Annotated in this window: 14 protein-coding genes; 7 read left to right on the top strand and 7 right to left on the bottom strand. The window is 71.2% G+C overall.

Features of this window, described 5'->3' with window-relative positions:
• Window positions 1–19: 19 nt before the first annotated feature.
• Both BCL76_RS05535 and BCL76_RS05530 read right to left on the bottom strand, forming a co-directional pair.
• Complete coding sequence (locus tag BCL76_RS05535) at window positions 20–1,831, bottom strand: serine/threonine-protein kinase (protein ID WP_109778434.1); 1,812 nt, start codon at window positions 1,829–1,831, stop codon at window positions 20–22.
• Window positions 1,832–2,037: 206 nt separating this feature from the next.
• Entirely contained in the window at window positions 2,038–2,901 is an 864-nt protein-coding gene (locus BCL76_RS05530; protein ID WP_109778433.1) for a menaquinone biosynthetic enzyme MqnA/MqnD family protein, read from the bottom strand.
• 237 nt (window positions 2,902–3,138) lie between these two features.
• Here BCL76_RS05530 and BCL76_RS05525 point away from each other — a divergent pair, with 237 nt between their 5' ends.
• Window positions 3,139–3,342 (top strand): cold-shock protein, encoded by a 204-nt coding sequence (locus BCL76_RS05525; protein WP_030162033.1) that lies wholly within the window; start codon window positions 3,139–3,141, stop codon window positions 3,340–3,342.
• Window positions 3,343–3,514: 172 nt separating this feature from the next.
• Here the strand turns inward: BCL76_RS05525 and BCL76_RS05520 are convergent, their stop codons facing one another.
• Window positions 3,515–5,236: a lytic transglycosylase domain-containing protein gene (locus BCL76_RS05520; RefSeq protein ID WP_109778432.1), complete on the bottom strand. Its 1,722-nt coding sequence runs from the start codon at window positions 5,234–5,236 to the stop codon at window positions 3,515–3,517.
• A 406-nt stretch (window positions 5,237–5,642) separates the two neighbouring features.
• Here BCL76_RS05520 and BCL76_RS05515 point away from each other — a divergent pair, with 406 nt between their 5' ends.
• Window positions 5,643–6,215 carry a dihydrofolate reductase family protein gene (locus tag BCL76_RS05515; protein ID WP_109778431.1) on the top strand — a complete coding sequence of 191 codons (573 nt, stop codon included), beginning with the start codon at window positions 5,643–5,645 and terminating at the stop codon, window positions 6,213–6,215.
• A gap of 39 nt (window positions 6,216–6,254) precedes the next feature.
• Here BCL76_RS05515 and BCL76_RS05510 read toward each other — a convergent pair whose 3' ends face one another.
• From BCL76_RS05510 to BCL76_RS05500, 3 genes are all read right to left on the bottom strand, one after another.
• Window positions 6,255–7,958: an alpha/beta hydrolase gene (locus tag BCL76_RS05510; protein ID WP_258309345.1), complete on the bottom strand. Its 1,704-nt coding sequence runs from the start codon at window positions 7,956–7,958 to the stop codon at window positions 6,255–6,257.
• A gap of 110 nt (window positions 7,959–8,068) precedes the next feature.
• Window positions 8,069–9,952: an AMP-dependent synthetase/ligase gene (locus tag BCL76_RS05505; RefSeq protein WP_109778429.1), complete on the bottom strand. Its 1,884-nt coding sequence runs from the start codon at window positions 9,950–9,952 to the stop codon at window positions 8,069–8,071.
• 87 nt (window positions 9,953–10,039) lie between these two features.
• Window positions 10,040–10,930, bottom strand: coding sequence for an NmrA family NAD(P)-binding protein (locus tag BCL76_RS05500; RefSeq protein ID WP_109778428.1), 891 nt, complete (start codon window positions 10,928–10,930; stop codon window positions 10,040–10,042).
• A 249-nt stretch (window positions 10,931–11,179) separates the two neighbouring features.
• Between BCL76_RS05500 and BCL76_RS05495 the strand changes: the two genes are divergently transcribed.
• The 5 genes from BCL76_RS05495 to BCL76_RS05480 all read left to right on the top strand — a co-directional run bounded on the left by BCL76_RS05495 (window position 11,180) and on the right by BCL76_RS05480 (window position 14,618).
• Window positions 11,180–11,971, top strand: a complete 792-nt coding sequence (locus BCL76_RS05495; protein ID WP_109778427.1) for a DUF4190 domain-containing protein — start codon at window positions 11,180–11,182, stop codon at window positions 11,969–11,971.
• 191 nt (window positions 11,972–12,162) lie between these two features.
• Window positions 12,163–12,639, top strand: coding sequence for a hypothetical protein (locus tag BCL76_RS05490; protein ID WP_109778426.1), 477 nt, complete (start codon window positions 12,163–12,165; stop codon window positions 12,637–12,639).
• 9 nt (window positions 12,640–12,648) lie between these two features.
• On the top strand, window positions 12,649–13,044 hold the full coding sequence (locus tag BCL76_RS39605) for a hypothetical protein (RefSeq protein ID WP_258309344.1): 396 nt from the start codon (window positions 12,649–12,651) through the stop codon (window positions 13,042–13,044).
• 12 nt (window positions 13,045–13,056) lie between these two features.
• Window positions 13,057–14,094: a hypothetical protein gene (locus tag BCL76_RS05485; RefSeq protein WP_258309342.1), complete on the top strand. Its 1,038-nt coding sequence runs from the start codon at window positions 13,057–13,059 to the stop codon at window positions 14,092–14,094.
• 152 nt (window positions 14,095–14,246) lie between these two features.
• Window positions 14,247–14,618 carry a hypothetical protein gene (locus tag BCL76_RS05480; protein ID WP_146228319.1) on the top strand — a complete coding sequence of 124 codons (372 nt, stop codon included), beginning with the start codon at window positions 14,247–14,249 and terminating at the stop codon, window positions 14,616–14,618.
• A gap of 12 nt (window positions 14,619–14,630) precedes the next feature.
• Here the strand turns inward: BCL76_RS05480 and BCL76_RS05475 are convergent, their stop codons facing one another.
• Entirely contained in the window at window positions 14,631–15,503 is an 873-nt protein-coding gene (locus BCL76_RS05475; protein ID WP_109778424.1) for a DNA-binding protein, read from the bottom strand.
• Window positions 15,504–15,540 lie beyond the last annotated feature (37 nt).

The raw sequence follows: 15,540 nt of genomic DNA, 5'->3' as shown, positions 1-15,540 counted from the left end.
CGGGGCTCGGCGGGCGCTCTCAGGGGCTGCGGGTCAGGTCGCCCTCGGGGTTCCCGGCCGGGTTGTCGCCCGACCTGTAGTGGAGCGTCCCGTCGGCGTTGAGGGTGAAGCGTTCGTCGGCGGAGCCGTTGGAACACACCCCGGGGGCCGGGTTGGGGCCGCCCGCGGTGTCCAGGACCAGCGAACGGTCGGTGGCCGAGGAGAGCTTCCAGTCGCCGCTGCAGTCGGTGCCCAGGATGTCCAGGACGGACTTGTCCCGGCCTACGACCTCACCGACCCGGCCCGCCTTGATGGTGATCTCGAACGCCGAGGAGAGGCCGAGCCTGGCGGTGGTGACCGTGCCCTTCCAGGTGCCGACGAGCTCCTTGGGAACGTCCTCACGGGTCCCCTTGGGCGCGGCCGGGCTTCCGCTCGCACTCCCGCTCCCGCTCGGGGTCGCGGCCGGGCCCGGCGGGGTGGCCGCCGGAGCCGGGGAGGACGCCGACGGGCGTTCTCCGGCGTCGGCCAGGTCCTGGCCCTTGCCGCCCTGGCCCGGCAGGACGTCCATCCAGTACAGCCCGCCGGACAGCACCGCCAGCGCGGCCGCCGCGGCCAGGACCACGGTGCAGCTGAACCGGCGCCCGGCCGCCCTGACGGTCACCTGCCGGCCCGCGTCCTGCGCCGCGGTCCGCTGCCCCGGCAGCCCCGCGCCGCCGGTTCCCGGGCCGGGGTTCCCGTAGGGACCGGATCCACCGGGCGAGCCACCGGTCGACGAGCCGGCGCCCGACCCCGGCGCCCCGTACGCGGGGTCGGGCGGCCCGAAGCCGCCCGCCCCGGCGGGGCCTGCGTACGAGGCGGCCGTGAACGGCACCGGCCCGGACGGGCCGTCCGCGTACGGCGAGTGCGCCGGGAGCGGCGGCGCGAAGCCCCGGCCGGCCGACCCCTCGGGCCCGCCCCCGGAGGTGTCCACGTCCAGGTCCAGCAGCGCCACCGCGGCCCGGCTGGCCTCCTCGACCAGCGACCCGGGCAGCCAGCCGGGAGCGCCCAACGCCCCGCCGAGGGCGGCCGCGACCGCCTCGGGGGCCGGCCGCTGCGCGGCCACCTTGGCCAGACAGGCCTCGATCAGCTCGCGCAGCTCCCCGGCCGGGAGCGCGCCGAGCTCCGGCGGCTCGTGGACCACCTTGTAGAGGAGGGTCGCCGAGTTGTCCCCGCTGAAGGGCGGCCGCCCGGTCGCCGCGAAGGCCATGACCGCGCCGAGCGAGAACACGTCGGCCGCCGCGGTGATCCCCTTGCCGAGGATCTGCTCCGGCGACATGTAGCCGGGCGAGCCGATGGAGACCCCGGTGGAGGTGAGGGAGGCGGTGCCGTCCGTGGCCCGCGCGATCCCGAAGTCGATCAGTCGGGGCCCGTCCAGGGTGAGCATCACGTTCGACGGCTTCACGTCCCGGTGCACGAGGCCCAGGCCGTGCACGGCCACCAGGGCACGGGCCAGCCCCGCGCCGATGGCCCGTACCGAGGCCTCGGGGAGCGGGCCGTGCGAGGCCAGCGCGCGGTCCAGGGAGGGCCCGGCCACGTACCCGGTGGCCACCCACGGCACCGGAGCCTCGGGGTCCGCGTCCAGCACCGGCGCGGTCCACTCCCCGCCCACCCGACGGGCCGCCTCCACCTCGCGGCGGAACCGGGCCCGGAACTCCTCGTCGGAGGCGAAATGCGGGTGCACGATCTTGACGGCGACGGTACGGCCGCCGGCGCTGCGCCCCAGGTAGACCCGGCCCATGCCACCCGCGCCGAGCCGGCCGAGCAGCCGGTAGGCACCGATGGTGCGCGGCTCACCGGCTTCGAGCGGCTGCATCGCGTCCCCCAATTCCCCGTGATCCCGGGCGCCTTGTGCCGCCCGGCCGAGCAGCAGCCTAGGGGGTGTCCCGCCGGGGCGGGCGAAGGAGCACGGTCACCCTTTTGCATTTCCACCCCGGGTCGAGAAATGCAAAAAGGGCGGGAATTCCCGGTAAACCGCACATTCGACCGTGCGCCCTTTGGACTACCTCCGGGTAAACCCGCTCAGCACTCCTGGACCACCGTGCTCAGCAGCTCCACCGTCACATCCGCGGGATACCCGGTGGTCGATCCCGTACGGCGGGCGAATTCACGTACGCCGGCCAGCTGGTCGGGACCGAAGCGGAAGTCGAGCGTCGTGAAGTACCGCTCCAGGAGCTGTGCGTCGAAGGCCTCCCAGCGGGCCGCCTGTTCGGCCACCTTGGTGACCTCCTCCAGGGACACGTCCCGGGAGGAGAGGAAGGCCTCGTGGACCTCCCGTACGACGCCGGGCTCGCGGGCGAGGTAGTCCTTGCGGGCGGCCCAGACGGCGAAGACGAACGGCAGCCCGGTCCACTCCTTCCACATGTGACCCAGGTCGTGCACGGTCAGCCCGAGCCGGGGCGCGTCGTGCAGGGAGGCCCGCAGCGCGGCGTCCCCGATCAGTACGGCCGCGTCCGCCTCCTGCATCATCACGCTCAGGTCGGGCGGGCAGGTGTAGTAGTCGGGTCGTACCCCGTACTGCTCGGAAAGCAGCAGCTGGGCGAGGCGTACGGACGTACGAGAGGTGGAGCCCAGTGCGACGCGGGCGCCGTCGAGCTGCTCCAGGGGGACCTGCGAGACGATCACGCAGGACATCACCGGACCGTCGCAACCGACGGCGATGTCGGGGAAGGCGACGAGCTGGTCGGCGTTGCGGAGGAACTCCACGAGGGTGATCGGGGCGATGTCCAGGTCTCCCTGGACGAGGCGCTCACTGAGTTTCTCGGGGGAGTCCTTGGTCAGCTCCAGGTCCAGCAGAGTGCCGGTTCTGGCCAGCCCCCAGTAGAGAGGCAGGCAGTTCAGGAACTGAATGTGGCCGACGCGGGGCCGGCTGCGATAGACGTCCACATCGCGAGACTAGCCCCCGGGTCTGCGTCAGCCTTGCGGCGGGTCTCAAACGTCCGGGTGACGTGATCTTTCCCTCTGGTCTCGGCCGCAGGGTGCGTGCTAGGCTCGACGCAAGTTGCAGTTTGGTTTCCCTTGCAGTACGAGGCCTGCGGAGAATGTGACCCGCAGGCTTTTGTAGTTTTCAGACTTCTTAGCAGGTTCTGGAGCAGGGCGACCCTTTGGCCCATAGGAGGGCTCATGGCTACCGGAACCGTGAAGTGGTTCAACGCTGAAAAGGGCTTCGGCTTCATCGCCCAGGACGGCGGCGGCCCGGATGTCTTCGTCCACTACTCCGCGATCAACGCCTCTGGCTTCCGCTCCCTCGAGGAGAACCAGATGGTGAACTTCGACGTCACGCAGGGTCCGAAGGGCCCGCAGGCGGAGAACGTCACCCCGGCCTAGTCGCCTGGGCCAACTCGTCGCGGGTTGGAAAAGCAGTACCCAAGGAGCCCTGTCCCCTCTGCGCGAGCAGATCAGGCAGGGCTCCTGCCTTTTGCCTCCCGGCAGGGGCTGCGGGTACGCCAGTGGCCCCCGGCACCGTGGAGACGGTGCCGGGGGCCACTGGCGTACTGCCTCAGGGGCGGGCCGGGTCCTTCGCGGGAACCGGGTCCGTGGTCGGGGCGGTCGGGGTGGTCGGAGTGGTCGGGGTGGTGGCCGGAGCGGTGACCTTGAGCTCCAGTACGAAGGTCACCTTCTCCTTGGTGGTCAGGCGCACGAAGTAGGAGCCCGGGGCCACGTCCGTGGTGAACAGCTCCGGCAGAACGATCTTGCCGTCGGCGGCGCTCTTGGCCGGCACCCGACCGAAGACCGGCTTCCCGGCCTCGTCCTTGAAGAACGGGGCCTTCGCGGTCTCCGGGTCCACCGGGGCCCACGTGCCGTCCGCGCCCTTCACGACCAGCTCGGCGACCGTCTCGGTACCCGCGACGGGCTTACCGGCGGCGGTGGCGAAGACCTCCACACCGGTGAAGCTCTTGCCGGCGACCGTCTCCGGCGCCTTCGCGCCGTCCGCACGGGCCAGCTTGTCGGCGACCGTCACGGTGACCTTGCCGTCGAAGTTCACGGTGAGCCCGCCCTGCGGGTCGTAGGCCGAGGCCCGCAGCGTGAAGGTACCGGCCTTGGGGCCCGCCTTGAGCCCGGGGGCGGCGGCGATGCCGTCCGCACCCGCCTTGACCACCAGGGAGTCCGCGGTACCGAAGAGGGTGCCGCCGGTGGTGTCCTTCTCGACCGCGAAGACCACCTCCTGGCCGACGGCGGGCTTGCCGTCGCTCAGGAGCACCTTGACCCGGGGGACCTCCGCGAAGGCTGCACCGGCCTCGGCCGTGAGTCCGGGACCGTCGAGGACCGTCAGCCCCGCCAGGTGCGGAGTGGCCGGCTTCGGCTGCTCCGGGGTCGGCGTGGGGGTCGGCGTCGGCGCCGGGGTGGGGGTCGGCTTGGGGGTGGGGGTCGGCGTCGGAGTCACCGGATTCGACGGAGTCAGCGGCACGTGCGGGGTGGGCAGGGTGCCGGGCGGCTGCGTCGGGTAGTTGCCGACGGGCGGGTTCTCCACCGCGCCGACGCCGTTCTGGTACTGGCGCATGTAGCCGAGCACGGTGTTCACGTACTCGCGGGAGTTGTTGTAGCTGAGGATCGCCTGGTCGAGCTTGGCCTCGTTCGACAGGTCGCGGTCGCCCGCGCACAGGTAGAGACCCGCGCCCAGCGCCGCGTCGTAGATGTTGTTCGGGTCCCGCTTGGCGTCGCCGTTGCCGTCGGCGCCCCACTTGGCCCAGGTGGACGGGATGAACTGCATCGGGCCGACGGCCCGGTCGTACACCGCGTCCGCGTCCCACTCGCCCTTGTCCGTGTCCCGGATCTCGGCGAAGCCGTTGCCGTCGAGGCGGGGGCCGCGGATGGGCTTCTCGGTGTAACCGTCCGCCTTGAGCCCGTAGCCCGAGGCGTGGACGGACTCCACCCGGCCGATGCCCGCGAGCAGCTGCCACGGCAGCTTGCAGTTGGGGAGCGCGGCGGCCACCGACACCTCGGCACGGTGGTAGGCGTCGAGGGCGGTCGCGGGTATCCCGCCGGCCCCCTCCGGAGCCCCCACCCCGGTGGGCGGTGGGTCGGCGACGATGTCGGGCAGTTCCAGGCGGGCGTCACCGCGGTCGGCGGCCTGCGGACTGTCCGGAGTGGGCTCGGACTCTCCCGCGTCGGCGGTCGACGGGCTGCTCACGACCGCGGCGGTGGTCAGGCTGGCCGCGAGCGCGGCCGTGCACAGGACCTTGCGCGAGGTGTTGACGAGGTGACGGTGAAGCGGCTTCACAGTGCGGCGATCCCCCCAAGGAGCCGTCAAATGTATACGGCTGGTCTTGCCGTGAATATCCACTGTCTATCAGGTATTCGTCCCCGACTCGCCGTCCCCCCGGGAGATGTGACGCACCATTCGTCTCGACTTCACCCAGGTCTCACGACCGAATGGACAGACGTCCGACACTCTCGCCCGAATCGCCCCGGTGACACCCCATTCCTACCACCTCCCGCCCGGCCGGGTACGGTGCCTCGGAGGCCACCGGGCTTGTGAAGCAGGTCACTTCACGAAGTCCGACCGATGAGATTCTCCGCGATCCACAGTCATGGTCGGTGGTGGGCGTGCCACGGCCGCGAGTGCGGTCGGGGCGAACCCCGACCGGATCTGCCACCGACCGAACCCGAGACCCCGAGGAACCCAGATGCGCACCCTGATCAGCACCGCCTTCATCTCCCTCGACGGCGTCGTGGAGGCCCCCGGCGGCGAAGCCGGATACCGGAACGCCGGGTGGACGTTCAAGGACATCGACTTCCTCCCCGAGGCCTACGACATCAAGGGCCGGGAGCAGAAGGAGGCCACCGCGATGCTGCTGGGCCGGACGAGCTACGAGGCGTTCAGCGCGGTGTGGCCCGACATGGCGGACTTCGCCGACTACAAGGTGATGCCGAAGTACGTCGTCTCCACCACCCTCACCGAGGACGATCTGGTGTCGAACTGGGGCGAGACGACGATCCTGCGCTCGATCGACGACGTCGCCGCGCTGAAGGCCACCGAGGGCGGCCCGATCATCGTCCACGGCAGCGCCGCCCTGAACCAGGACCTCTCGGACGCCGGCCTGATCGACCGCTACCACCTGCTGGTCTTCCCGCTCCTGCTCGGCGCGGGCAAGCGGCTCTTCAGCACCACGGACAAGGACGCCCAGAAGCTGGAGCTCGTCGAGCACCAGGTCTACGCCAACGGGCTGCAGAAGCAGGTCTTCGACGTCGTCCGCTGACCGGCGGGCCCGGTTGCCGCCGGGGCGGGTCCGACCGGTTCACTCTCCGGCCACACAGGCCCGGGTCCCGGACGGCAGCCGCCCGTAGAGGAGGAATTCGTTGATGTACTCCCGTACGCAGGGCGAGCTCGCGAAGCCGGTGTGCCCCTCGCCCTTGTGGTCCACGATCACCGCCGAGCCCAGCCGTTCGGCCGTCTCCTCCGTCCACTCGTACGGTGTCGCCGGGTCGCCGCGGGTACCGACCAGCAGCATCGGCGGCGCCCCGGGGTGGTCGATCTTCCGGATGTAGTCGGTGCCGGCGGGCCATCCGTAGCACGCGAGCAAGGTCGCCAGCTGTCGCGGCCCGAACACCTTGGAGACCTTGAGGAACTCCTCCTCCAGTTCGCCGAACTCCTTCTCCAGCGCGGCCGGGGTGACCTTGTCGATCGATCGGTCCGGGTCGTCGGCGCAGGACACGGCGGCCAGGGCGGCGACGCCGTTGTCGGCCGGCACCGGTCCGAATCCGTCGCCCTGCGCCGCGTCCGGTGACGTCGACGGGGCGGTCGGGTCCGGCGAGGTGGTCGGGTCCGTCGGGTCCGTCGGGTCCGGCGGGTCCGGCGACTGCGTCAGGCCGAGCAGAAGCAGCAGCCCGGCCGGGTCCTTCTCGGTCTCCGCCAGGGCCAACGCCTTGGCGAGCACGGGCCAGGCGCTCGGTGAGTACAGGGCCTGGCCGATCGCGAAAGCGGTGAGGAAGCCGGTCAGCTGCGTGCCGTCGCGGCCGACCAGCGGCTCCCGGTCGAGCCGCTCCACCAGGGCGGCCACCTTCTCCTTGGCGGTCCGGGTGTTCGTCCCGTACACGCAGCCGGTCCGATGGGCGCACCAGGTCAGGAAGTTGTCCAGGGCCCGCTGCTGGGCGCGGGCCAGGACGAGGGCCTGCTCGGTCATCGGTTCGGTGAGGGTGTCGATGCCGTCGAGGACCATGCGGCCGGTGGTCCGGGGGAACTCGGCGGCGTACACGGCCCCGAGCCGGCTCCCGTAGGAGAAGCCGAGGTAGTTGAGCTTCTCGTCCCCGAGGACCTGGCGGATCACGTCCATGTCGCGGGCGACGTCGACGGTTCCCATGTGCGCGAGGACCGGGCCGGAGGCGCGTCGGCACTGGGCGGCCGCGTCCCGCACGGCGGCGAGGAGCGTGGCGGTGTCGGCGTCCGGGGCGATCTCGGTCTCCCGGGAGCCGGCGCAGGAGACGGGGTCGCTGTGGCCGACGCCGCGGGGGTCGAAGCCGATGAGGTCGTAGCGCTCGCCGAGATCGGCGAACGACTTGGGGTCGGCGGCGAGGCCGGCCACGCCCGAGGCGCCGGGTCCGCCGAAGTTGATCAGGAGCGAGCCGATGCGCCGGTCCGGGTCGGTGGCCGGGATCCGACCCAGGGCCACCTTGACCGTGCCCTTGTCCGGGGCCGCGTAGTCGAGCGGGACCTCCACGACGGCGCACCGCATCTCGGCGGGGACCGGTTCGTCGGGGCAGCGGCCCCAGCGGACGCGCCGGCTGTGGAACCGCGCCAAGGGGTCGTCGTCGGCGCCGGTCGCGGACGGGGTGGGCACGGACGGGCCGGTCGCGGACGGGGTGGGCGCGGACGTCGGGCTCGAACCGGTGCCGGGGCTCGCGGTGGGCGGGGGCGGCGGGGCGGCGGCCCCCGGCGAGGTCAGGAGCAGCGCGCCGACCGCTGCGCCGGTGGCCATGGCCGTACGGACTCGGGAACGGTGCACTGCGCCCTCCTCGGGCGGCCCCCCGGACCCATCTGCCCACCATAAGCCGGGTCCTCGGGGCCCGCCCGCCCAGTGCGCGCCACCCCGCCCGGCCCCGGGCCCGGGGCGGCTCAGCCCTCCCGCGGCCCCCGGTACAGCTCCTGGATCCGGTCCGCGTAGTCTCGGGCGATCGCGCCCCGCCGGAGCTTCAACGACGGGGTCAGGTGACCGCGCGCCTCGGTGAAATCGGCGGCCAGGACGGTGAAGCGGCGGATCGACTCGGCCCGTGAGACCAGCCGGTTCGCCTCGTCCACGGCCCGCTGGAGGTCCGCCCGCAGTTCCTCGTCCCGTACGAGCTCGCGCATCGGCATGTTCTGCTTCTTGTGCATCTGGCGCCAGTGCTGCAGCCCGTCGGGTTCGAGGGTGATCAGCGCGGTGATGTAGGGCCGGTTGTCGCCGACGACCATGCACTGGCCGACCAGCGGATGGGCCCGCAGCCAGTCCTCCAGCGGAGCCGGGGCCACGTTCTTGCCGCCGGAGGTGATGATCATTTCTTTCTTGCGGCCGGTGATGGTCAGGTACCCGTCGGCATCGAGCTCGCCGATGTCACCGGTGGCCAGCCAACTCCCGTACGGGGCCGCCTGCGCGGCGTTCCAGTAGCCGGCGAAGACGTGGCCGCCGCCCAGCAGCACCTCCCCGTCGTCGGCGATCCGTACGCCGGTGCCCGGCAGCGGCCAGCCGACGGTGCCGAGGCGGGGCCGCTGCGGTGGGGTCACCGTGCTGGCGCCGGTGGTCTCGGTCAGCCCGTAGCCCTCGAAGACCTCGATGCCGGCGCCGGTGTAGAAGGCGGCGAGCCGGCGGCCCAGCGGTGATCCGCCGCTCAGGACGTAGCGGACGCGGCCGCCGAGCGCGGCCCGGATGCGCCGGTAGACGAGCGGGTCGTAGACGGACCGGGCGAGGCGCAGCACGAGCCCGGGGGTCTTGTCCTCGGCGATCTCGGCGAAGCGCTGCGCGATGCGGGCGGCCCGGTCGAAGGAGGCGGCCCGGCCCATCTTCTCGGCGGTGGCGCGGGCGGTGTTGTAGACCTTCTCCAGTACGTAGGGGATGGCCAGGAGGAAGGTGGGCCGGAAGCCGGCGAGGTCGGCGAGGAGGTCCTCGGTACGGATGCTGGGCGCGTGTCCGAGCTTGACGCGGGCCCGCATGCAGCCGACGGCCACCATCCGTCCGAAGACGTGGCTGAGCGGCAGGAACAGCAGGGTGGAGGCGGGGTCCTTATTGGCGGATCTGAACACGGGGTGCAGCAGCTCCACCGCGTTGTCCACCTGGGCGAAGAAGTTCGCGTGGGTGATCACGCATCCCTTGGGCTGCCCGGTGGTGCCGGAGGTGTAGATGAGGGTGGCGACGGAGTCCGGTGTGCGGGCGGCCCGCCGGTGGTGCACCACCGCGTCGGGGATGCGTTCCCCGGCCTTGACCAGCCGGGACAGCGCTCCGGTGTCGAATTCCCACAGGTGGGTCAGCCAGGGCAGGTTGCCGCGTTCGCCGCTGATGAGCCGGGCCTGTGCGGTGTCCTCGACGGCGCAGGCCACGGCCCCGGAGTCCTGGATGATCCAGCGTGCCTGGAGGGCGGAGGAGGTGGGGTAGATCGGTACGGTGACCAGGCCGGCGGCCCAGCCGGCGAAGTCGAGCAGGGTCCACTCGTAGGTGGTGCGGGCCATGATGGCGAGCCGGTCGCCCTCCCGGAGCCCTTCGGCGATCAGGCCCTTGGCCACGGCGAGCACCTCGGCCGCGAACTGCGCGGCCGACACGTCGTGCCAGACGCCGTCCCGGTCCTTGCGGGCGAGCACCGCTTCCCCCGGAGCCTCCCGGGCGTTGTGGAAGGGGATGTCCCCGAGGGATCCCCGGTCCGGGGGGCCCACCAGCGCGGGCACCCGGACCTCGCGGACCACTCCGTCGATCACGGTCTTGACGGGTTCGACCGCTTCTACGGCCCCGACCGGCCTCAGTTCGGCTCCCACGGCGCACTCTCCTTGGCTCGGTGCGAGGGTTACCGCGGGTAATTTACGTAGGGGTAACCCCCTCCGACCAGCCCTTGGAGCCGTTCTTCACGGACGCTCCACGCCACCGCCACCGCCCCACACCCCGGACGCGGCAGCCGTCCGCACGTAGTCCCCGAAGTCGCGGGGCTCCCGGCCGAGCACCCGCTGGACACCGTCGGCGAGGGTGGCGAAGCGGTTCTCGGCGATCCACCCGTAGAGCATGTTCAGCAGGCCCACGAACTCCTCCGGCACCCCGTGACCCCCGGCGTAGGTGGCGAACTCCTCGGGCGGGAGCGGGCGGTAGGTGACCGTCCGGCCGGTGGCCCGGGTGATCTCGTCGACCACGGAGTCCAGGCTCAGCAGCCGCGGGCCGGTCAGTTCGTAGGCCTGCCCGCCGTGCCCCTCCTCGGTGAGGGCGGCCACGGCGACGGCGGCGATGTCCTCGGCGTCGATGAACGGCTCGACGCCGTCACCGGTCGACGTCACGACCTCGCCGGCTTGGACCTGCGCCCGCATGAACGGGTCCTCGCCGAAGTTCTGGAAGAACCAGGACGGCTTGAGGATGGTCCACCGCGCGCCGGACTCGCGGACCGCGCGCTCGCAGGGGAGCTTCTCCTCCCCCTCCGGCACCACCCAGTCGCGGGCGGACAGCAGTACCAGCCGCTCCACACCGCGGGCCACGGCCAGCTCGGAGAAGGAGCGCATCGACTCGGCGGCGTCGGGGAGCTGCGAGTCGACCAGGTAGGCGGCGCCGACCCCCTCCAGTACCTGCTCCCAGGTGTTCTCGTCGTTCCAGTCGAAGGGGACCGGCGCCTTGCGGGAGGCGCCCCGGACCTCGTGTCCGCGCCGGCGCAGCTGCGCGGCCACACGGCTCCCGGTCTTACCGGTGCTGCCCAGGACCAGGATGGGCTTGGTCGTCGTGTCGTTCGCGGCGTCGTTCTTCTTCGTCGTCGTCATGTGACCAGTCAATCCGGCGCCGTTCGGACGGGACATGGTCGTCCCGCTCAGATACATGTCCCGGCGTCCAGGCTCCGGTCGCACGGGCCGGCCAGGGGGCGGGATCACCGGGCGGGCGGCCCGCGGGCTTGTCGGCGGCGGAATGTAGCGTAGGGGCGGCGTAAAGACCACGTGCAGGCATGCGTCGGTGCGTTGCGACTGCCGGGCCGTTTGTTGCGTCTCACCCTCTGAGCAAGGAGCTCCACACGCATGTCCATACCACCGCAGCCTCCGTCCTCCCCCGGCCCGTACGGACAGCCCGGCCCGTACGGACAACCGGGACAGCCCGGCCCGCCGCCCTACGGCGGCGCACCGCAGGGCTGGTACCCCCCGCAGCAGCAGCAGAAGAAGACCAACACGCTGGCCATCGTCGGCTTCGTCATGGCGCTCGTCTGCAGCATCCCGCCGGTCCCCATCGTCCTCGGCATCATCGCGCTCTCCCAGATCAAGTCCCGCGGTGAGAAGGGCAAGGGCCTCGCCATCTCGGCGATCGTCATCCACAGCCTGGTCATCGCGTTCTACGGGACCTTCATCGCGCTCGGCCTCAGCGGCGCGCTGGACGACGACACGACGAAGAAGCGCGACACCGGCGGCCAGGTCACCGGCCCGACCTCCAGCGGCCTGACCGAGATCCGCAAGGGCGACTGCTTCAACACGAACGACGACCTGGCCCAGTACGACGACGAGAACGGCACCCAGGCCGCCCGCTCGGTGCGCATCGTGCCCTGCGACCAGCCGCACAAGGGCGAGGCGTACGCGGTCTTCGACCTGGACGCCGGCACGTACCCGGGCACGGAGAAGGTCACCGCGGCCGCCGAGGAGAAGTGCAGCGGCCCCGAGCTCGCCACGTACGTGGGCGAGAACGCGAAGTCCTCCTCGAAGCTGGAGGTCTACTACTACTACCCGCAGGCCGCCAGCTGGCTCCTCGGGGACCGCGAGGTCACCTGCTTCGTGGGCGACCCCGCCAACCCCACGACGGGCTCGGTCCGCTCCGGCTCCTGACCCCGGGCCGCAGGAACGGCAACGCGTCACCGCAGGCCCCGCCCCGATCAGGGCGGGGTCCGCGGCTTTTTACGGACTGCCGGGCCGATCGGTACGGAAGCCCGGATCGGCACGTCGGCCGTGGACCCGGCCCGGCTCTCGGCAGGCGCGATCCGATCGGCCTCTCACAGACCTCATGATCCAATGCCCTGATGGCATGGGATGAATGGGACGACGCGAAGGCCGATGTGAACGCCCAACGGCAGGTCACGATGCGCCTCAACCAACTACCGGGCGGGCCCGGGAGCACCGGCGGACAGGCCGACCTCGTCGTGCACCAGGACGACCTCGGCGGTGTCGGCCATGAAGCCTTCGTCCTGCACGGCCAGTTGCAGAAGGAGGCAGATGTGGCCGGCGCCGGCGCCGACGCGGAGGGAGTCGGCTCCACGATGCAGGCGGCGGCAGCCTTGAAGAAGGACAACCTGGCTCTCGGAAGTGAGCTGGAGACAGCAGTGTCCGTATGGACCTCACAGGTCAAAGGCGTCCTGCAGGCGTGCGCGCACATATCCAACCACCTGGACTACTCGAAGAAGGCGCACGCCGAAAACGACGCCGCCATCGCCGCGTCGCTGCAGAACCGGGACGGCTCGGCCGTGCCCGCTTCGCGTCTCGCCGAGTACTTCAAGTAGGGGAACCACATGAACTACAACGAGCTCATGGAAGTCGACCTGGGTGCACTGGGGAATGCGGTCGCCGACTGGAAGCGCGTGGCCGAGGCGATGCAGCGGCTGGGCGGCGAGGCCCGCGACGGCTTGCAGGCCAAGGCCGAGAAAGCCCGCTGGGAAGGCGTCAACGCGGGAGTGACCCGGGACTTCGTGGGCAAGACGGTGAAGGAGTTCGAGGACCTCCATACGGAGGCGAAGAGTATTTTCAGCGTCCTCGATGACGCGCACACCGAGCTGAAGGACATCCAGCAGCAGGCCAGAAGCGTCACCGCCGAAGCCAAGGAGGCAGGCTTCACCGTCACCGGGGGCAAGGACGGCACCGTCGTGATCGGGGATGCCCTCGTCTGTGAGGTGGACGGTCCCGGGTAGCGAAAACGCGAGATGATGCAGTGGTTCGCCGACGCACTGACCGGGTTCGTGATCCATGCCTCCGAGGTCGACGCAGCTGCGGTACGGGCGCTGCGCGCGAGCCACGGCGGTGATCCGTCCAACGCAGGCCATGCGTCATACACCTCGCTCGATCCGGAAATGCTCCCCCGTGCCGTAAAACTGGCCGGCCTCGGGGAAGACGCGAACGGCAAGCAGCGCAAGGAGCTGCAGCGCCTGTGGCAATCCCTCAGCCCTGAGGCGCGGGCGCAGCTGTGGACGCAGCACAAGGACGATCTGTTGGCGGCCGGCCTGCTGAATCCGACGGTGAAGCAGGTGTCCCCTGACGACGGTGCGGGAGGGTACGACATCGCATCACCCGGCTTCGGGGACTACTGGAAGGAGATCCAAGCCAACGGGATCTCGAACAGCGGCGACTTCATGGGCAAGACGGATGCGGCCCGGCACATGGACCACTACCTGAAGGGATCCGGCAGGACCATCGACCTCGATGTGGACCGGATGTTGAGCGACAAGGACGACACGGTCCTACGTGACGTCTCGGCGAGCACACGTGCTCGTCAGGAGGAGGAGTGGCGCCGCCAAGCCCTGGAGGCCTTCGAGAAGTCGGGGGGCAAGCCGGTGGCCATCCCCGTGGAGACATGGGGGCAGGGGTACGAGCACGACAAGGGCCCGGACGGCACGGCCAACTGGTACCTGGCCATCGGCAGCGCCATGACGAACACCACAGGTGTCGTGACAGCAGTACCGGGCGCCGACGGCAAGCCACAGGTCGACATCGACTATCAGGTCAATGTGTGGGACCGGTACAACTGGGACCCCGGGAAGGCTACGCCGATCGGCCCCACCTCGGTGACCGACGCCGACATGGCCCGTATGCACAACACGGGACAGGCCAGGGAATTCGACATGCGGGGGAGCAGTTCGGTGCAGCGACACGACATGAGTTCGGGGAGCGCCTGGCCCGACCCGAAGGAGCCGGGGCGGGACGGGACCCGTACCGACATCGGCCGGAACAGTGACGCCCGATGAACGGGGAGGCGCGTCGGAGGTGGCGTCCGGCGTTGGTCGGTGCGGTCGCGGTCACCGGGCTGGTGGCCGGGTGCTCGGTGAGCACAGGGGGCGGCGCGCCGGTCGCGGGCCGCTCGTCCGGGCAAGTGGCGCACTGGGTGGAGGGAGCCACGGTGGAGTCGGTCGCCACGGCGTTGCGGGTGCCGTTGCCCAAGACGGCGGCCGAGGCGAAGGCGGCCCGCCTGGACGGGTTTCAGGACGACAGCCTGATCATGGCCTTCGTCCTCCCGACCGGCGAGGTGGACGGGTTCGTCGCAGGGTTGAAGCCCGAGCAGCCGCTCCGCCTGCGGGAACAGCCGCTCGCCGCAAGCACGAACAAATCGGCGCCGTTCTCACAGTTGGGGCTGGCGGATCCCGACCTGCTCGCGGGCGTTCGCGAGAGTCAGGTATGTGCGCCGTGCGCGGGTGACCTCAACTGGCTGCAGGTCGCGGTGGCGCGGGTCGACGAACGCACCAGCCGGGTCTATCTCCGCGGTGTCGACTGAGCGCCCACCCGTTCAGGCCGCCGCGTTCTGTTCCGGTGGGCAGGTTCGGCAGCGGCCCGGGTGCGGGGCGCGGAAGGCTCGGTCGCAGCCGGGGCAGTTCTGCAAGGGGTCCGGCCGTGCGGCGTCCCGGGTCGCCGGGGGTGGCGGGGCCGGTGGCAGGTGCGGGGGGAGCAGTGCGGTGAGGCGGTACGCGAGTACGGACGCGGGTCGCCGTATCTGTGCCGGGAGGTCCGCGGACAGGGCCCGCGCGATCGCCTCGGGGGTGACGCCGCGCTCCAACCAGGCCGACACGTCCGGCGCGAGCCGTCGTACGTCGCGCTCGGAGAGCAGGAGCCTCGGGTCGTACCGCCGCAGCCCGGCGAGCAGTTCGACCGCACCGGGCCGCACCGGCCGGGCAGGGGCGGTGGCGACGGCCTCCGGATCGGCCTCCTGCTCGGGCGTCGGCTCGGGCGTCGGGTCGGGTGCGGGTTCCCGGACCGGCGGCGGTGAAGGAGGCGGCGGGGGCGGTGCTGCCGAGGTGGTGCCCGGCTTGTTGTGCGAGTACGTCCGGGTCACCACCCGTCCGCTCCCCAGCCGCTCGCGCCGCCGCTCCAGGTAGCCGTGCCTCTCCAACTCCCGCAGGGCGGCGGCGATCCGGATTTCTCCCTCGGGGAAACGCGCGGTCAGCGCCTTGACGCCGACCGGGGCGCCCTCGGGAAGCGACTGGATGTACGCCGCGACCCCGATCGCCGTCGCCGACAGCTCCTGGTGCTGGAGGAGGTGGTTGCCGACCACGGTGTAGTGACTCACGTGCCGGGTGTTGACGTGGATGACACCGGATCGGGGGGTCCCGGCGGGAACTCCGGACGATGTGTGCCAGGGGGCGCTAAGCTTCTGAAGAGCCATGGGGAAGCAGCCACTTCCTAAGATGGTCAGGCCCTCG

The sequence above is a fragment of the Streptomyces sp. CG 926 genome, assembly GCF_003148825.1.
Lineage (GTDB): Bacteria > Actinomycetota > Actinomycetes > Streptomycetales > Streptomycetaceae > Streptomyces.
The sequence above is the reverse complement of the archived record's forward strand: the minus strand, read 5'-3'. Positions and strand labels throughout refer to the sequence as shown.